We start from the raw sequence: 18,926 nt of genomic DNA on the forward strand, positions 1-18,926 counted from the left end.
CGTCGCACAAAAAAATTTTCAAGGGGCGAAAAAAAAATAAATTTTCATCAAGCAAAATAAGCGCCGGGCGATACAGCGCCCATCAGGCTTTCGGTTTTGCTATCTCGATCACTCCTGTGAAGCCAGCAGGCTCGGATGCCCCTCATTTAAATCCTTGCAAGGAACCTATTCATGACCTTCAAGAGGCCTTTGACCTTCCAAGCGGCATTGAAGAAAAACATCAAACGGATTTTCACCTATTGGGCACCAATCAGTGTGATCTTGGGTGGTCTCGGTACCATTTTGGGATTTTATACGATATCGGCCTATACGACAGCGATCGGTCGTCCAGACTTGATGGCTTCAGCGATTGAGGCTAAATCAGCACTGCTCCTTTGGCTCGCAGTAATCGCATTCTTAGTCGCGGCCTATTTCTTAGTTCTCATGACGACGAGTGTACTATTCGGGCTCTCAGTATCACTTTTCAACAAAAGTCCAGACCTCCAAGTTGACGTGATGAAACTGCTTCTTTTACCGGTACTGCTCGGAATAGCAGTGCTGATGGTGACGATATTTAGAGGTATAGAAGTCACCGATGGCTATAAGCTGATCTGGGTAGTTGCCTATGGCATTTTGACAATTCTGGCATTGCAGAGAAGCCCGACGTTCAGAAAGGCTATAAACCGTTGCGCAACGACGGACTCACCTGGAAAATTAAAAAACAAGGCAACACGTGTCGTTTTTTTGGTCATGCTGGCATGCATTCTGATCAGCACTGTCCTATCAACCGTACTACCTGTCAGCCTCATCCTTAAATCTTACTCCGGTGAAGATACGCCCGAAGCCTTAATCAAGCTAAATCTCATATCCATTGTTTTCGCCAGTATGACATTGATCCCTGTCGTCGTTTTCTATGACAGCAGAACCGATCTTTTCAAACGTGTTTCGCAGTGTCTGGCAGCAGCATTCGTAATCCTGGTCATTATCATTGGCGCTTCTCCAGGAGGCCCTCTGACCATTGTGTACACGGCGTCTTCGATGATGAACGTCCGCGACCATACCGCAGCAAAGTTTTTGCTGACCGAAAATTATGCGAAAGAGGATCTCGATCCTGAGGTTTGGGGCACTGTGGAGACGGTGCGCAAATATCCTCTAGCCTCCGCATTTCCACTCTTTTCTTTCGGAGATGTGTTGCTGCTTTGCCCAGAAAAACTGATCAAAACCGAACTCAAAGATTGGCCAGCCAAATCGGCTTACTGTGTTGTCACAAAAAACAGCAAGGCCCTCCGGATGCCGCTAAAACCCGAAATGGCAGCGGAGGTCAAAAGGTCGATCGAAACCGATCCTCAGAAGCCTGCCACCTGATAGCTATGTCAAGAAAGGTCGATTCAAGGCAGGCCGCGCCACCATCACAGTAAATTGGCGCAGCTCTGCCTTCCTCGCAGTCGTGCAAGCACCGCTGAAACGAAGGATACGCGCCGTCCTCGCAGCATGGCTAAGTTACAAACGCACATTTAGCTATCGATGACCAAGTTGATGAGAGGCACGGCCCATGCCTTCTCCGCTAAGTTAAGTCTGATCCAAATACCTCTTGCATCACTGACTCATATCAGCGCTTTCTTTCCGACAGTTTAACCCCTTTTTTGCTCCCCATGCCCGCCCTAATTTTTTTCGAAATTCGTAATTGGCGCATTGGATCTCACCCAAGAAATCAACTTCATCACAGGGTCTTTCTCAAGCTCTCTCCCTTGATAAAAATTATCTAGACCTCGAACCACCAGATAAATCCCTCCGACCAATACCGCAAGATAAAAGTCGGAGTTTACATTGTTTAATACTTGCTCCCCATAAGCTCGATGCGAAGCAATTAAAAAACCCACCCCCACTTCAGAAAGCCCATAGGTAGCTCTCCACTTTAAACGTACTAAAAAAAGAAATCCACCCACAACCAAAGTAAAAAAACCCACCAACAAAGAAAATCGCAAAGTATCTGTTGCGCCAGACCAAACCATGGATATTAAATATTTAAAACAGAGTACAAAACTTAAAAAAATTAACAAAAACAAAAAACTACAAAAAAAACTAACAGCAATGCTCAGCAACCCCTGCCACCCACACCAAGCCTTCTTAGATCCTTGAAAAGAATACACAGAATAACCAACAACCCCCAAGCTAAACGAAAGAGCCATAATCAGAGAAGCTATCAATACCAACAAGTAGCCATACACATAAAAGCAGAATCCAACACTACCAAGAGAGCCCAAAACACCCAGTACCACAACAACCACAGGAACCCAACCGCGCCGAATTGCACAATCATCTTTTTTGCCGCCAAAAGCTTCATTTCCTTTTTTCATCACATCATCTCAATTATTTGGCAAAATTTAACCATTAGAAACCCCACCTTCTACTTAAAAAGTATAACAGAAGCGCTTCACCTAATGATCAAAACTTATTCTAGAATGCAGCATCTTTTCAAATATTTCTACATCTTATAAAAAGCTATCGATCGCAAAAGTACACTCGGGCGGCACCTAGGGCCAGCCTAAGAACTACAATACCCTTTAGTCCGAACGCGATAAGAATTTTTATCCAGCGTATTTGCAAACCGCTTCCTCCAGGAACGATATGTAAGTGACTGGCGACTCTTTTTACGACTATGGGTACGGAAAATGGAACATCTCAAAGCGCACCGGGAGCGGATTCAAAATGATTGAGTTGGATTTGAATGCAAACGACTGTGAGGCATTGATCAGGCATTGCGAGAGCTTTGTGCCGACGGGAGATGATCCGAGGGAGAAGCGGCGCCTACAGGATGCTCTGGAGACGCTACGCGAGGCCTTGGTGAGTCATCTGAATGAGCCAACACTCCCAGCGAAGAACCTGAAAACAACTTGATCCTGGAACACTCACGCTCGACGTGAAAACCATGCAAACCTGCCACAAAAGCAGGTTTTTTTGCCTTCACCATTGCATCTGTTCAACACGTTATGACGGCAACAGCTCTGACAGTTGCTGCCTCGATAGCCCTGTTGAAATTTCAATCAATGGAGAAGGAAATGCCCATGCGACAAAAGAGCCGCTTTAAATCCGCAGCCCAGTTTCTTGCTGAAAAAATGGTGCAGGCACTCATTCAGGAAGTGCTTCGAGCCGTTCTCCGGGATTGGCTCGAATAAATCCCTCGGCATTTGGATGCCAACCATGGGCTCGTCCTCTGTTTCATAAATGACAAAACCCGCTCAATGGCGGGTTCTGGATTTGCTCAACGAGCGAATTGTTTGGTGGTGCGCTACTCAGGAATTCGACAGCTCTCGTATTCCTCAAGCGGCAATCCCGACTTGGAGCCAACAACAACGCCGGTCAGCCCACAGTAAGGGCAACAGGCGTGCTTTTCGTTGTACCACTTTGTGATTTGGGCGGGTTCTGACCATTGGCCGCAGGCGCTGCAGATGCACCTCACGCTCGCGTTAATTTCCTCGCGATTGTTCCAACCGTGCTCGCTGGCCGACTCGTCCAGCCACTGTAGGCGAGAGATTGTTGCTTCATCCATCGAATAGACCTGATCACTTGTTCACATCGCGCGATTTTAGCGCAGCGTCGCTCAGTTCGTATCCGCGCGGCATCGGAAGGACACCAGCAGAGTGAAGTCCGAGTCGTCGGAAATGCCCGTCCTCCGACCCGACGGTGTCATGGTCATCACGGTCAATGTCCCGCTTACGTTGTACCCTGTTTGGACGTGCTGTCTGCTTGCCTGAAAGTGTCGAATTGTCTCGTTGCGTTCAAACTGATGCGCTTGCTTGGCTTAGCGTATCGGTTGCATCTTAATGGCCAAGTCCAGTGCGCTGATTGCACAAAGACTTGCATACTTACGACTGCCTCTGCCAGCGAGTACGAAAACCGTATCGGTCGTTTCGAAGAAGCAACCTTCTACAGAGGTCGCAAAATGCGTTCTGAATAGGCCTCGCTCAGGAAGTTTTTGGGCGCTGTCGAACACCAGATTTTGGGTGTACAGGATGGTAGGTACTAACCCTTGGCCCCTCATCTCCCGCTGACACTCATCCTCAAGCATCAAATCGAGGAGCATCCACTCACGCACCACGCAGCTGCGCTTTTCAGGGAATGATTCCATTGCGGCCTGCTTCAGTGCCCCGTCGTCTAACCCTGAACCACCCAAGACGGTGGCCGGCCCAAAAAACAAATCCCCCAACAACTCAACATCTGTAACGCTCATTTTTTCCATTGCCAATCAAACCTACCGCTCTACCCTGCACGCGAAGAGGAGCTCTTTCACAGTGCCCTTACCCTCGCCAACCTGATTGCCGCAGCGAGTTGTTGAAAAAAGCATCTAGCCAAAAAATACTCAGTGATAAACGCGATTCATATAAATATTGCTTCCTCCAGGTATCCAGCTGACCACCACGTAGAGGCTGCCGGCGATGGTTCTGAATAGCGAATAACCATCGATGAACAGCACGCCTATGATCCTCGACGTCCGCATGCTTGTTCCCTCGCGAAATCGCCCAGTGGTATCGCCGTAAACCGTTCCCATCAGAACAGGTGGACTGTCGATGGCGGCGAATAAGTACGCCGTAACGGGCACTCCGAAGTCCTTTTCCATCGCCACAGCGACGGCTGCCGGGACACATGAAAGACTCTGTTGATCAATCATCAAGCCGGACTGTCACTAGGGTAGCGACGCTCCTATCACGCAAAATCTCGCCGAGACCATCGACCATTCAGACCGCCCTTCTTTACTAAAAATAGAGGTTCGTGGTTCACGCACATCCGCCCCCGCCGTGCGTTCGGATGGGCGCCGTTGACGCATTATGTTTGATGGACACAGCACGGCCAGGCGAAGCAATGGAGCAGAGGCTCAGTTGATGAGCGTTCGCTGCACAGATTCGATCTGACTCCCGATCTTGATCTCGATTTACAGCTAAATTGAATGACCAACGATAGTCACGTCGTTGAGCCTCCAAAGCGTGTCGCTGCACTAACGAGCCATTAGATCCACTCCTATGAATATATACATTTGAGTGGATCATGGCAATCGCGGCATACAGCTCTGTTTTTACGGAACGGAAAAATGTCTGTCCGCACCGCATTTGCCGCGACCTTAAAGCTCTTGCGAGCAAAACGTGATCTCACGCAGCAAGCGCTGAGCCAAAAGGTCGATCAATCACATGTCAGTCGCATCGAAAATGAGAAGACCTCACCAAGCCTGGAGGCCATCATTGAGCTCGCCGACGCGTTGGAGATCAGTCCTGTTGCGCTGATGGCAATCGTATGTGGAGTGCAGGACGATATGAGCGCCGGCGAGATCCTGAAGAATGCTGAAAGGGATCTGAAATCGCTGAAGCTGTTGAAGGGATCGATCCCGGTGGAAATTGAACAACCCGTTCACCCACGGATTACGGCAGCAGCCCAAGCACGAGAGGCCGTCCGGGTGCTCAAGGAGCAAGGTCTTTCGCGGGCTGAAGTAGCTATTAAGCTGGGGATGGCAAAAACCACCGTTCAGCGCCATTGGAATCGCTCGGACTGAGCTTTTTGCTCTTTCTTGTCTATGCCCTCGCCCGCCAGGCAATCCAGACCATCTTCGAACCACTGCTATGCTTTTGCTCTCTATCCGAACGGAGTCGAATCATGGCCGAGCAATATTCCCTTCCAGACATTTTGGCCAGGCTGTACGAAAACCAACTGGCGATCGAAGCAGCGCTGATGGAGCTTGTGCTGCTGGAGGAGCAGCGCGGGTCATCTGAAGCTTGTGACAATGCACGTGGCGCACTTGAAAGGATTGGTGAGAACGCTGGGCATATCAAGCAGGGGATCGCGAGGCTGGGGGGAGATCCTGGTTCATCATTCTTATAGGTAGAGATCTAATCAGCCAATCTCCTCTCGCAGGGCGCCTTAGTAACCGAAGACTTGAATCAGCCATGTAAAAAAATCTGCTTGATACTCGGTTCATGCCTCATGGCAATTTTATAGATTGTTGCGCCTCCTCGTATTACTGGCTCCTATCTGCAGAGCGCAGTAAGCTCCTCTCAAGATAGCTAAACGCCATATGAGATTAGGGATGATCGAATGCTAGATTCTCGTAACTCAATGCCTGCCGTACTGGATCGTCAAATCGAGACAGAAGATCAAGATGCTTTCGGACACCGGCATTACGCTCAAGCCTTACGCTGCTTGATTGAGGACGAAGGGCATCGGCCACCGTTCAGCATTGGTCTCTTGGGTGGTTGGGGTACAGGGAAAAGCTCAGTTAAAGAGCTCTACACACGAGCCTTGGCTGATGACACCTCAACTCTCGGTGGCCGCCGCCCGCGCAGTCAACGCTTCAAAAGCATCACATTCAATGCCTGGCGTTTTGGTGGGAAAGAGCAAGACATCAAACGCGCATTGCTCAGACATGTCTTCCTTGAGCTTGGCGGGGATGAAAGCAAGCTGCACGACGATCTTTATCGAAATGTGACGCATACGGAGTCAGTCGCCAAACCGATCGGTGACTTGATCAAACAACACCTAATCAGTTGGGCAGCGCCGGCGCCCGCCTTCGCAATCGCGTTTATTGTGTTTCTCATGTTTATCACCGCCGGCCTGGCATGGTTGCCACTTGATAATGGGATCACGCAGTCGTCTTTCATCGCGGCAGTCAGCGGCATTTACGCCTATCTCATCAAGGTGATGAAGCCCTCCACTGTCAATCCATTCAATACCATCACCCGAGTACATCTCCCTAGCGTCAACGCTGAACAATATGAGGAGTTACTGCTCCAGCAACTGCGTAAATTCAAGCCTGCCAAAGACAACGCAGTTCCCTACGAACGCCTCGTCATATTCGTGGACGACCTCGATCGTCTATCTGCGGAAGAGATGGTATTAGGCCTGGACGCCGTCAGAACCTTCATGGAAATCCCTACAGACAAGCTCCCGGAAAACCTGGGCCTGGTGTTCGTAATCTCCTGTGATGAAGGCAAGGTTGCTGATGCTCTTTCACGTCGACGCGGTAACCCCGAACAACCAGGCTCCATTTTCAACCCGACAGACGCCAGGCGCTATCTCGACCGGATCTTCCAGTTCCGATTGGAGATTCCCCCTCCTCCACGAAACGATATGAGGCAGTTTGCACTTTCAAAGCTCAAATCATTCCCGGATCTGGTGAAGGAGATTGCGGACAAAGGCGCATCGGTTGAACAGGTCGTCGATCGCATGATTCACGTTAACGTTACCGATCCCCGCAATGCTCTCCAAATCGTCAATGCCTTCACGCAAACCTGGTGGCTCGCCAAGGCCCGAGAACTCGACGCGATTGGCAGCGACCGCCCCGGCGGCCTGCACGAAGGGGCAGTCACCAAACATCCGATCGCCCTTGGCGCACTGAGTGCTGCACGCGTGAGCTTTCCAGCGTTCTATCGAGATCTGCAGGAAGACCCTCAACTGCTGTTGCGTCTGACCAATCTCATGGTCAGACAAACACCGTTTAAAGACGAGCCTCTGGACGCCCATCACGTCCTCAAGCGGTATGTGACACAGGACGAAAATGAAAAGACAGTACTTATTGAGGGATGCCGAGATCTTCGTCAGTTCCTGGCGAGCTTGGTAGGAACTCCCTGGCCAGAATCCTTGCAAAGCCTGTTATTGCTCTCGGAGGACTCCGTTACCCGGCAATACGGAGGCCACGCAACTCGGATTTATGCCGCTCTGGTTTCCGGTGATACTCAGAGCTTCCTGGAAGCCCTTTCCCCGCGCGCGAATGAGTACCTCAGCGATCAGGAAGTGCAGTTGCTACACGGTATGCTCAGCGAGCTCCATAGCACCGAGGAAGCTCTCAAATTCAACGCCATGCGTGTGGTTGCGGACATTATCGACCGTCTGCCACCACGTACCCGAAATTTGATTCTTGGAGTCCTGAGCAACGACATTGTTACTTCAGGGGAGCTCCGGTCAATGCTTGGCGTTGAGAAGATTGGACGAATCACCGCTGTCGCCAACGCCGTCGACCAGCAATACATTGCCACCGTACTTATTGACGAACTGCTCACCAGCGGGAGCGTGAGCACAATGCGCCTGCCTAGTGGCCAGACTCCTAACATCACTGAAGCGATAAGCATGGCCACAAAGGCGGTCGAAATCGCACTCTCTGTATTTGCCGAAACAGGTTTGCCAGGACATGCGAAAGAACTGCTGTTGAAATGGCTGTGTGAACGCACTGTCTCTACAGCATCAAGTTCATACACCCTCCCCTTCATGAGCCTGCAACAATGGATGGACGCTTACGAAACATTGCTTCTTCCTGAAATTGGAACGGTCTATGTCAGTCAGCTCACAGCAGCACTCCATCTTTTTGAAGAAAACGCTGACGACAACGCTGAGCCGCTCGACACCCTAGACATGCCCTTGACTGCACATCGAATTAACACGGTTTGGGAGCGTCTGGCCGGTGAAGGCGAAGAAAGCCGTGAAAAGCTCTGGGAACAAATCACCCATCTCTCCACGATGGCCGCTCCAGAGATGATTGGTTGCGTAATCGTGGCCTTGGAGCGGTACGCCTCGCTAGCTGATGACGAACAACTGCTGGAATGTCTCTGCAGATTCAGCAGTCGGGTAGCCGACTTCAATGAACACTCTCTCGACTACAAACACGCATTCCGCTTAGTCGTAGACCTAGGTGCAATGCGCAGAACATTGTTCAATGAAGAGCACTACGAAGCCTACGCGGATTTTTCTATTGCACTGGCTGAAATTGACGGGTGCGAACAGGACGCAGCTGAAGTCTTCCGCACCTTTGTTATCCATGAGACGCGCTCGCTCAGCAGAGTGGCAGAACGATGGATCAATTACCCTCTCGAAAATGTCCCAAGCATCTGTCGCGTTTCTCTTTTCGAGTCCTATGGAAAATTGACCGAACAAGATCGGCAATTGCTCGCCGAGCACCTAACAGAGCTTATCAATCGTGCAGAGCTCGATGAGGAGGATGGATCGCTCTACGCAGATGCCACTTCAAGCATTTCGCAGAAGCACTGGAGTGATGACTCGCTACGAACTCATCTGGATAGAGTTCTGCAGGTGCTGCTGGCCAATGTCAACAACTGGGATAGCTATCTGGCGCAGGTGATCCCAGGGTTCTCCCGAGTATTTATCCACGCCTCTCCTTCCCTCCTGGGCCCCTCGCTACAAAAGCTGTTCAGTAGCGCTAGAGCGGTTAAAAACACATTCGAATCGCTGCACCGCTATTTCAGCGGGCGCTGGCCTTCCATGGAACTCCTTCCAACTGGGTATGCACCACACTCACTTTTTATGGAGGCCAGACAGCTCGCAGAAACGTCCCCAGGTTTTGTTGGCCGCCACACGCTTGCATCCATGGAGAGCATGCTGAATACAGAAATTGTGCCAGCCACCCTACATCCTCAGCTAATTGAAACGGCGTGCCTTGTATGGCGGCAGTCGCCTGAAGAAGCGACAGATTGCTTGAGCAATGGTGACAAACAACTGTCGATCAACCAGATATCCGGTTTAGCTGAAGCTGTTAATTTCAACAATGAGCAACAGGTCAACCTGCTGGAAAAAACCTGGAAATCTTTAATTCCCGAGCTTCCAATGTCGGATTACCTTGAAACCACCAAGGCCGTGCTGCTCAAAGGCTCGTTTGGAAACACGGCAGATCCTGATCTCGCGTTGACAGTCTGGTGTCGTGCGCTGCAAGGAAGCGCATTCGCCGAACTCAAAACCCTGCTGCATAGTAACGAAATCAACGATGAACAACGCAGGCGCGTATTCACACAGATAGTCCAAGTCAACCAAGATCCAAAAGAATCCAAGGAGGTACCGCAGTTAGCCATCCACCTCCTCAAAATTCCCGATAGCCCGCTCTGCTGGGCTGCAGTCAGCACCTTGCGCCCCCAAATCAACAGACGTCTTCAGACACAAGAAGAAAAGTTGGAGTACGCCAAGGTTCTGCTAGGCGAACTTCCGAACGCGGCTTCTGAAACTGCCAAAGGGCTCATGGCCGCCTGGGCTAAAACCGTTGGCACCGATGCCGTATTGAAAGATGTCAGACCTGGTGACCTATCTGAAAGCGATCTGACGATTATTGCTAAATCGTTCGGGTCAAGCCGCCTCATGACAGGATTGCAGAAGCGGTGGCACAACTTGCAATGATGTGAATAGCCGGAAAACTTGAATCATCGTCGAGTTGGGCCGCCAGGTTGGTCAGGAGAACGATAATTTTGACTAAATTTGCACTCAATGCCGTTACTTTTCCGAAATGGATTAGCAGGTGAGTCCTCAAAGCATCGGCACGCAGAGATCCGGGCAGAGCTGGGATTGAATCGCTAAGTTCGCGTTCAAACCCAACAATAGCTCGAAATCTGGGCGGTGTGACATATCTGATGTCAATGAGACCTAAGCATACGATTGGATCCATTGTGGCTCGTGCCAGCTCTGATACATATTAGTCTGGCCAATTCGGCGCTTATAGAGATTCAAAAATGCCTAACGTATACGTAGAACCGCAGCCAACAGGCCGCCCTGAAGGTAGCGCAATCACCGGATACCAATTGAAGCTGGCCGGTGGCACAAAGCTAATCGACCGCACCTTCCCAACCCAGAAAGAGGCTATTGATAAAGCGAAAGAGCTTGGTCACAAACCCAATATCGCCCGGGTGAGAAATACCGATATCGGTAAGCCAGATCATTGGCGTAGTGCAGATTGATCATATCGCTGTTGCTTTGAGAAAGCCCTGCATTAGGGCTTTCTCCCTCAATCTGCCGCCTCATACCTACTGAATAGTGACCGGGCCGAGCTTGAGCTCAAAACACCTCCAACGTCCTATGATTGCCGCTCTTGAGCTCTACCTTCACCGCCGCTTGATAGTCACTCCCATCGCGGGGCTGACTTAAAGTACTTTGGATTCCCAGGCACTCAAGCGTTGAAATATGCCCCCAAGCCTCTCACACTTTCATATTTTTCAGACGCACCACTCAAGTAAGTATTTTGTTTGCCGTTACAAAGAGCAAGCTCGATTGAAAAATAAAACTTTTAAAAAGATAGGACGATGAAATTTACTATTCTTGCCACTACAACATTGCTTATTTTTTTTGCTACACCTATCAACGCTCAACAAGCCGCGATTAAAGAAACTGATGCCTTGGACATGATCCGCAAAATGGCGGTAGATTTCTGCGTTGAAGCCCAGACTGCTGGATCAAATCACCAAGCTGAGTTGAAAGGGTCGATCGATGCAAAATTAGGAGCGCTTGTTAAAAAATTAGGCGATGCAAAAATTGGCTTGGCTGCAGACTACTCACAGGAATCTCATGTCGGCGTTCTGCGACATCAAGTGCTAGACGCAATCAAAGAAACAAACAGTTGCAAGCGGCACGTATTTGACGAACTCGTCAATCGCCTTCTTCCGGTAAGCAGTGCGCGCAATAGCTCAACAACCGAAAATTCAAAAAAATACGGTTCTTCGCCACAAGACGCATACTTAATAGCTACGCACCCAACAAAGATACAATTAAGGGAATGAGCTTTTTGCGATTTATTGTTGATGATGGCAAGAATTTTCTAAGCACAACGATAGAAAACAAATCAGAAATCCCCGCCCTCAACGTATCTATCGATATCATTAACGAAAGCAAAAATACGCCCTTTGCAAAGTCAAAAAAAATCAAACTAATAAAGAGCAACTACTACAAGTCATCCGAGACCGGAAAACTCACTATCCCGGCTGGTACGGAGGGTTTTTTTCCGCTTATTTCCGTAGAAGAATTAAGCGCATTGATAGGTGCTAAAGAAAGCAACTACTGCCTGTATGATGCTTCACCCGAACCTGCCGACTTCAACGAAAAAAACGACGCATTCAATCGACTGTACGACTCGATCCCGCCTGAGGCGCGCAGGCCACAAGCGTCAACAGTTCAAATGGGGTTGAGATTAAAAATAACGTACGAAACGATATTTAAAGAAAACATCACGAACTATGTACTCGTATTCGCCCACTTCACGGAAAAAAATTCCAGAAACTGGGTTTGGTATCCAACTTCAAAGAAAATTGCTCCCGCCCAATGCATCAATGCTTAGCATTTTTTGTCAAATACCAAGAAATTAAGCCCATTCCTGAGCAGCAGAGAAGAGTACGGTGACGAAAGCGCTGTTAACGCGTAGGTCACCGCCCCTTCATATACCCTTCCTCACTATCATGAGAAGGTTCGTCGGTGCGGGCGTCGTTTCGCAAGGATACCCTCACGCCATGGAGTCGGTTATCTCCCGCAACATGGATCACCATCGCAGGTCGCCCATTGGAAGGACGACTATGAGGCTCCGCCTGCGCTCTACCTTCTGGGGACATATTTGTCTCGCCATTTACGCCCGTGGCAGATCGCTCCCTGCCGTTTTTCTCAACGAGAGCGTCGGTCTCCTCACGAATCTTACCGGCCAAGGAATAGAACGCCTTTTCCAGCTCAGCCCTTTCATCTCCGCTCACACCGGACTCAAGCTCTTCGCTCAAACGCTTCAATTCAAGCCCATCAGCAATCATGTCCCGAATTTTGCCCTTGCCAAAATTCGGAGACAAAATTTTATCAAGCTTGGCATTGGCCTGATCAATCTCAGTGTCACTGAGGATTCTGGAGGATCCTCTCGAAAAACTAACTTTTAAAGCCATGTGTTAGCCCCCTGTGCAAACCGCGCTAAATTCGTATTTCCAGTATAGCGCTCTGCGGTAAGGGTAATGAAAGTGCAAAATTCGTTGTACAGGTCTTCAAAATCAGGTGATGCCCGATCGAAAGCCAAATTGCAGTCGATGATGAAGACGAAGGGGCGTGCTTTTTGACCTGGCTGCGCGTCGAATACGATAGGCAGGCAGAGAATCCACGTCCTATCTGCCCACGACGATGGAGAAATTGTGTGACGTGGTCGAACACCATTTTTTAGATCGTCGGCAATGACTTCCCTTCCCAGCCATGCAGCGCCCGGGTGGCTATCTTTGATCAAGACTGTCAACCGCTCATCGGGGTCATCCTTGCGATAACCATAGGTAAACGCTGTTGACAGTGACTTCATGGAGTTCCCGCGCTGCACCGCAATTGCCACACGTAGACGATCTTTTGCATGCCCGCGATAAAGAGAGCCACGGAAAAGTGAAAATACCTTTTGTAATTCCCCATACAACCCTTCTACAGCCTCTTGGAGAACCAGAGGCCCTCGAAGCGCGATGGAAAGCTCTTGCATGACCCTGCTTCGCGCATTTGCAACCTCCTTGTAAACATCGTTTGCTGGTAAATCAAAATCCAGAAGTGTTGTTTTCGTACTCAGCGCGACAGTCAGAATTTTGTTAGGCGTCCGCGTGTGAACCTCGCTTGATCCATTGACAACCGTGCCTGTCAGCGCCGAGATCCAAAACTTACTGTTTACCGGCGATGGGGGGGACAAGCTCAAAGCAATCGTAGGGACACCTGGGTGCAGCAATCTCTCCTCATCCAATGCCCACGCTGGAAGGTTTGAGACTAGCCCTCCATCCAAAAACCTCCCAGTCATCGGCAGGTCATCAAAAGGAGTTCTTCGGGTAAACCTCAGCTTCTTCGGCTTAAAGATTATAGGTAGACAGATGGATGCAGCGACTGCATCTGCAACTGCAACGTCGGGCGTTCGCTCGGCACAGAACAGCTCAAGGCTCTCCGTCGCCGTATTGGTGGCGATGATCTTGAGGGACGGGCAACCCGCCTTCTCCATGTCCTCAAAAGTGATATCGCCATCCTTCTTGATGCCGACTTTCTCCAAGCGTTCCTTTAGCTTTCTTGCCAAAGTCAAATCGATGATTTTTCGAACATTCCGTACTGAAGTAATCCCCCACAACGCCCAAACAAGGCAGATGATCAGAAAACCCAATGTCCAAGGGGCTACGAGCACTACGAGCTGCCACAACCCAGTCGAATATGCATCAAAGGCCTCGGGCGCTCTCATTGCCAGCCCGATCAACGCACCAAGGGGTAGGCCAATGAGGAAGCACCACCAGAGCATCAGACCCCATGTCTTTTTAACCGGGAGCAGAATCCCCTTGAACAGGCCAGGCAGCGATTTGAGCAAATATAGAATCAGCCAACCTTGCAGGGTGAATAGCTGCGTGGGCTTGCTATAAGGCAAATCACCCTTCTTCTTCCCGAAAGGAGGGCGAAGAAAAATGTGCTTTTTCTCTTCAGGATCCGCTAGATCTCTCCCCGAATAGCCTGCGGCCACAAGCGCCGCTGCAATAGATCCAGCCGACGTACCCGCAACACCCTTTACGATCAGTTTTTCTTCTTCGATCGCGATGAGCCCACCTGCATGAGCAATGCCTTTTGCGCCTCCTCCCTGCATAACCAGAAAGATTTCTTTGACGCCGTGCTTCGTTTCAATTTCATCAATCATGTTTAGTAAAAACACCTTTTCATAACTAATGGCGCCATATCCCTGGCTATTTCAAAGACAGGAAGTTGCAGGGGCTTAGGCTTTCTGGTCGTGCGCCTGACGACTCTGAGGTTTCAAGGACGCCGAGCGCCGTCATTCCCAACGGCAGTCACTGCCAAACAGTCCTACCTCAAAGTGGCCATCATAATACTGGCAACGGCACTGCTCTAGTGGTCTGCTGAAAGCCAACAGTAGATCTGACTAGGTTTCCCTCCTCCCATTGGGATACCAAGATCCGCGCGAGTCACCGCCACATCAGGAGCAAACGTCAATTGCTGGAGATCTGCTGCAGGCGTTGATTGATAGATCGCCAGACAGACCCAGAAGGAATGTAAACAGAAGGGCCCAAACAGGGCCCTTTTTTACACTTTTTACGAATTCAGAGGTTTTTCAGGAAGCGGTGGGCCTCTGGGGATCAGAGGACGCGGGAGTTTGGGGGCAAAAAAATATTTTTTACAGAGGCGTTGACAATCGAGAGGATCATAACGGATCTGGTGGCCATCAGTGTTCAATTCTCAACGGGGTCAATCGTGCAAAAGCGGCGATGTTAACACGCTCGGTGGGGGTGTTTCAGGTAGACCGAGTCGCTCCATTCGCGAGCAAGCCCGCTCCCACACAGGATCTGCGGTGGTCACAATGTTGATGTACGCAGGAGATCCAGTGTGGGAGCGGGCTTGCTCGCGAAGGCCACGACTCGGTGCAACGGAGGGAATCAGCTCTGCTTGTATCCGCGAACCTCATCCACCCCACGGTTGGCCAACTGGTCAGCCCGTTCGTTACCGTGGTGACCAATGTGCCCGCGCACCCACTTCCAGGTGACCTTGTGCCGGTTGACCTGCTCGTCCAGCTCTTTCCACAGATCAGCGTTTTTCACCGGCTCTTTCGCCGCTGTCTTCCAGCCGCGTTTTTTCCAGTTGGCCATCCACTCGTTGATGCCCTTCATCACGTATTGCGAATCGGTCACCAGCAGCACTTCGCACGGACGCTTCAAGGCTTCGAGGCCACGGATGGCGCCGAGCAGTTCCATGCGGTTGTTGGTGGTGTTGGCTTCGCCGCCCCACAGTTCCTTTTCGACGCCCTTGCACACCAGCAAGGCGCCCCAGCCGCCCGGGCCGGGGTTGCCCTTGCAGGCGCCGTCGGTGAACAGTTCTACGCTATCGACGCTTTCGCTCATGCCACTCTATCCAGAAAAATGCCTGGCCCCGTCAATCGCGGATCGACGATGGCCGCGGCCGGAACAAGTCCGGCCACTATAAAAAGAAGGTTTACGGTTCGATACGACGGCGGTTGACCTTGGCCATCGGCAGCGGAATCAGCTTGCCCATCGGCTCGCGGCGCTCCTGACGCACCGGACGCAGGCCAACCACGATCTTGCGCGCGACCAATAAATAGAAGCCACCGCCCGACAGCTGCCAGTCGCCGGCCTTGCGTTCCCAGCCGGCCAGTCGAGCCTGCCACTTGGGCGACGCGAGCGGCGGACGATAGCACCCGAAGCGGCGTTTCTCCAGCGCAAAGCCCAGCAGATTGAGCCAGTCGGCGACCCGCGATGGCGAGATGCAGCGTGCCTGGCGCAAGGCGTCGTGGGCGAATACGTGGCGCAAACCCCAGGTGCTCCAGGGGTTGATGCCGATGATCAGCAGATGTCCGCCGGGGCGTACGCTGCTTGCCGCTTCGCGCAGCAAACCGTGGGGTGACAGGCAGAAATCCAGACCGTGCTGCAACACCACCACGTCGGCGGCGTGCTCGCTCAACGGCCAGGCCTGTTCCTCGCAGACGATCTCGACACCCGGCAACGGTGCGCCGAGCCGCACGTTGCGCTGCACCTGCGGCGCCGACGGCGGGGTCTGGGCCGACGGCCCGTAATGCACCAGGTAGCCGCCGAAGAACCGCCCCAACTCGTCTTCGAGCATGCGCCGTTCTTCATCCAGCAGAAATTGCCCGAGCGGGCCGGCCAGCCATTCACGGGCCGCGCCGATCAACGCCAGCCAGTCGGGATCGGCCTGAGCGAACGCTTTATCGGTCATGTCATTCTCCAACGCCGCTAGAAGCTCTAAGATGCGCCAATGTTTTCCGCTTGGCGAATTCCGACGATGATACAGATCAGTGCCCTGCCCGCGTTCACCGACAACTACATCTGGTTGTTACAGGATCACCGTACCCAGCGCTGCGCCGTGGTCGACCCGGGCGATGCCGCGCCGGTGCAGGCCTGGCTGGCCGCGCACCCGGGCTGGGTGTTGAGCGACATTCTGATCACCCATCACCATCACGATCACGTCGGCGGCGTCGAACGCCTGAAAGCGGCGAGCGGCGCCAAAGTCTACGGCCCGGCCAGCGAAAACATCCCGGGGCGCGACGTGGCGCTCAAGGACAACGACAAGGTCAGCGTCCTCGGCTGGGACTTCGATGTCTATGCGGTGCCCGGTCACACCCTCGGCCACATTGCCTATTACCACCACGGCCTGCTGTTTTGCGGCGACACCCTGTTCGCCGCCGGTTGCGGACGCCTGTTCGAAGGCACGCCGGAGCAGATGCACCACTCGCTCGGCCGTCTCGCCAGCTTGCCCGAGGATACGCTGGTGTATTGCACCCATGAATACACCCTGAGCAATCTGAAATTTGCCGCGGCCGTCGAACCGAGTAACCCGGACATTGCCGCCCGTCTGGAAAAAGTCACCCAACAACGGGAAAAAGGCGTGATGACCCTGCCCTCGACCCTGGCCCTGGAAAAGCTCACAAATCCGTTTTTGCGTACCGCTGAAACATTAGTTACACAAAAAGTGGACGAACGGGCAGGCGCTCAAAACCGGGCGCCGAGTGAGGTTTTTGCGGCTCTGCGGGCATGGAAAGATAAGTTCTAAGTGACTCACCAGCTGGTACAAAAATTCTGAATGGTTGACCGCAGGGGGTGCGCTTTCTAGAATCGCCCGACATTTTTGCCCGGAACTTACTTCCAGCCAATGTCGTCATCCATACGTAAGTCCGTCAATTCAGACACGCTGACCCGCCTGGCGCAAGCCATCGCGGTGGCTGTGTCCGCCACGTTGGCGGGCTGTTCCAGCCATGCTCCGCAGCCTGAAGCGAGCCATACGCCGAACATTGCTGCGCGAGCCAAGCAGAAACCGATCTGGCTCAGCGAAAAGCCTAGCCCGCAGGTGCCTCAGGACATCTGGGAGCGCATGCGCGGTGGTTTCCAGCTGCAGGACGGCCTGGGCGTCAACCCGCGCATCGAGCAGCAGCGGCTGTGGTTTGCGAGCAACCCGTCCTTTCTGGAGAACGCCGGCGAACGCGGCAGTCTCTACATTCATTACATCGTCGAGCGTCTCGAAGAGCGCAACATGCCGCTGGAGCTGGCCCTGCTGCCAGTGATCGAGAGCGCCTACAACCCGATGGCCTATTCCCGGGCCGACGCTTCGGGCCTGTGGCAATTCATTCCGTCCACCGGTCGTTACTACAACCTGCGCCAGACCCGCTTCTATGATGGCCGTCGCGATATCACCGCCTCGACCACCGCCGCGATGGACTACCTGACTCGTCTGCACGACATGTTCAACGGTGACTGGCTGCTGGCCCTGGCGGCCTATAACGCCGGTGAAGGCACGGTCAGCCGCGCCATCGAGCGTAATGAGAAGCTTGGCCTGCCGACCGATTACTGGAACCTGTCGTCGTTGCCGGCGGAAACCCAGGCCTACGTACCGAAGCTGCTAGCCCTGTCGCAAGTGGTACTGGCCCCGGAAGCCTACGGGGTGAACCTCAACCCGATCGCCAACGAACCGTATTTCCAGGTCGTCGAAATCAACCAGCGCATGGACCTGTCCAAGGTCGCAGCGGTGGCCAACATCGACGAAGACGAGCTGTTCCAGCTCAACCCGGCCTTCAAGCAGCGCACCACCATCGACGGCCCTCAGCATCTGCTGGTGCCGACGTCGAAGGCGCAATTGCTGACCGCCAGCCTGCAGACCATGCGGCCTGAAGAGCTGATCAGCCCGCGCTCGCTGAAGCCGGTGTTCGACGGTGCCGACCCGACTGAAGTGGCGAAGCTGAAGCGCGCCTATCGGGTCAAACGCGGCGACAATCTCGGTTCCATCGCCAAGGCCAACAAGGTCGAAGTCAAGGACCTGCAGCGCTGGAACAAGCTAACCGGCAAAAACCTCAAGGTCGGCCAGACCCTGGTGATGCAGGACAACACCAAGCGCACCCCGGCGCGCAGCGGTGGCCGGGTCAACACGGTGATCGCCGCCAACAGCAAGCCCAAAGGCAAGGCCGACAGCCAGCAGCAGACCCAGTACAAGGTCAAGCGTGGCGACACCCTGTACGTGGTGGCCAAGCGTTTCAACGTCGAGATGCAGCATCTCAAGCGCTGGAACCCGGGTGCCGGCAAGGCCCTCAAGCCCGGGCAGATGCTCACGGTTTACCAGCCGCACTGACAGAAGAGCCCCTGAATTTTCAGGGGCTTTTTTTCGCCTGACGCCTGGCTTGATTTTGTTGGCGCCCTCAAAATTTC

16 protein-coding genes are annotated in these 18,926 nt (G+C 52.4%); 9 read left to right on the forward strand and 7 right to left on the reverse strand.

The window, feature by feature from the left end:
- Positions 1-171: 171 nt before the first annotated feature.
- Positions 172-1,344: a hypothetical protein gene (locus M0808_RS14450; RefSeq protein ID WP_247841626.1), complete on the forward strand. Its 1,173-nt coding sequence runs from the start codon at positions 172-174 to the stop codon at positions 1,342-1,344.
- 296 nt (positions 1,345-1,640) lie between these two features.
- On the opposite strand, the gene M0808_RS14455 is transcribed toward M0808_RS14450, so the two are convergent.
- The 3 genes from M0808_RS14455 to M0808_RS14465 form a co-directional block, all read right to left on the reverse strand.
- On the reverse strand, positions 1,641-2,336 hold the full coding sequence (locus tag M0808_RS14455) for a hypothetical protein (protein WP_247841628.1): 696 nt from the start codon (positions 2,334-2,336) through the stop codon (positions 1,641-1,643).
- 1,445 nt (positions 2,337-3,781) lie between these two features.
- Positions 3,782-4,219: a hypothetical protein gene (locus M0808_RS14460; protein ID WP_192564431.1), complete on the reverse strand. Its 438-nt coding sequence runs from the start codon at positions 4,217-4,219 to the stop codon at positions 3,782-3,784.
- Between the two features lie 120 nt (positions 4,220-4,339).
- Complete coding sequence (locus M0808_RS14465; RefSeq protein ID WP_244142285.1) at positions 4,340-4,648, reverse strand: hypothetical protein; 309 nt, start codon at positions 4,646-4,648, stop codon at positions 4,340-4,342.
- Positions 4,649-5,065: 417 nt separating this feature from the next.
- Here M0808_RS14465 and M0808_RS14470 point away from each other — a divergent pair, with 417 nt between their 5' ends.
- The 6 genes from M0808_RS14470 (at position 5,066) to M0808_RS14495 (ending at position 12,061) form a co-directional block, all read left to right on the forward strand.
- On the forward strand, positions 5,066-5,521 hold the full coding sequence (locus M0808_RS14470; protein WP_247841630.1) for a helix-turn-helix transcriptional regulator: 456 nt from the start codon (positions 5,066-5,068) through the stop codon (positions 5,519-5,521).
- Between the two features lie 101 nt (positions 5,522-5,622).
- Entirely contained in the window at positions 5,623-5,847 is a 225-nt protein-coding gene (locus tag M0808_RS14475; protein ID WP_247841632.1) for a hypothetical protein, read from the forward strand.
- Between the two features lie 213 nt (positions 5,848-6,060).
- Positions 6,061-10,137 carry a P-loop NTPase fold protein gene (locus M0808_RS14480; RefSeq protein ID WP_247841634.1) on the forward strand — a complete coding sequence of 1,359 codons (4,077 nt, stop codon included), beginning with the start codon at positions 6,061-6,063 and terminating at the stop codon, positions 10,135-10,137.
- A gap of 329 nt (positions 10,138-10,466) precedes the next feature.
- Positions 10,467-10,691, forward strand: a complete 225-nt coding sequence (locus M0808_RS14485) for a DUF2188 domain-containing protein (protein ID WP_247841636.1) — start codon at positions 10,467-10,469, stop codon at positions 10,689-10,691.
- Between the two features lie 342 nt (positions 10,692-11,033).
- Positions 11,034-11,507 carry a hypothetical protein gene (locus tag M0808_RS14490; protein ID WP_247841637.1) on the forward strand — a complete coding sequence of 158 codons (474 nt, stop codon included), beginning with the start codon at positions 11,034-11,036 and terminating at the stop codon, positions 11,505-11,507.
- Entirely contained in the window at positions 11,504-12,061 is a 558-nt protein-coding gene (locus M0808_RS14495) for a hypothetical protein (RefSeq protein ID WP_247841639.1), read from the forward strand. Before M0808_RS14490 ends, M0808_RS14495 begins: the two co-directional genes overlap by 4 nt.
- A gap of 85 nt (positions 12,062-12,146) precedes the next feature.
- Here M0808_RS14495 and M0808_RS14500 read toward each other — a convergent pair whose 3' ends face one another.
- The 4 genes from M0808_RS14500 to M0808_RS14515 all read right to left on the reverse strand — a co-directional run bounded on the left by M0808_RS14500 (position 12,147) and on the right by M0808_RS14515 (position 16,449).
- Positions 12,147-12,644, reverse strand: coding sequence for a hypothetical protein (locus M0808_RS14500; RefSeq protein WP_247841640.1), 498 nt, complete (start codon positions 12,642-12,644; stop codon positions 12,147-12,149).
- Positions 12,635-14,386, reverse strand: coding sequence for a patatin-like phospholipase family protein (locus M0808_RS14505; protein WP_247841642.1), 1,752 nt, complete (start codon positions 14,384-14,386; stop codon positions 12,635-12,637). The genes M0808_RS14500 and M0808_RS14505 overlap by 10 nt, the downstream gene beginning before the upstream one ends.
- A 751-nt stretch (positions 14,387-15,137) precedes the next feature.
- Complete coding sequence (gene rnhA / locus M0808_RS14510; protein WP_003224162.1) at positions 15,138-15,599, reverse strand: ribonuclease HI; 462 nt, start codon at positions 15,597-15,599, stop codon at positions 15,138-15,140.
- A gap of 91 nt (positions 15,600-15,690) precedes the next feature.
- Positions 15,691-16,449, reverse strand: coding sequence for a methyltransferase domain-containing protein (locus M0808_RS14515; protein WP_003224159.1), 759 nt, complete (start codon positions 16,447-16,449; stop codon positions 15,691-15,693).
- Between the two features lie 66 nt (positions 16,450-16,515).
- Here M0808_RS14515 and gloB point away from each other — a divergent pair, with 66 nt between their 5' ends.
- Together gloB and M0808_RS14525 are read left to right on the forward strand one after the other, a co-directional pair.
- A complete protein-coding gene (gene gloB, locus M0808_RS14520) occupies positions 16,516-17,283 on the forward strand; it encodes a hydroxyacylglutathione hydrolase (protein ID WP_247841644.1) in 768 nt (255 codons plus the stop codon).
- 99 nt (positions 17,284-17,382) lie between these two features.
- Positions 17,383-18,849, forward strand: a complete 1,467-nt coding sequence (locus tag M0808_RS14525) for a LysM peptidoglycan-binding domain-containing protein (RefSeq protein WP_096795960.1) — start codon at positions 17,383-17,385, stop codon at positions 18,847-18,849.
- Positions 18,850-18,926 lie beyond the last annotated feature (77 nt).

Origin of the sequence: Pseudomonas sp. MWU12-3103b (assembly GCF_023100615.1) — a bacterium.
GTDB classification, from domain to species: Bacteria; Pseudomonadota; Gammaproteobacteria; order Pseudomonadales; family Pseudomonadaceae; genus Aquipseudomonas; species Aquipseudomonas putida_A.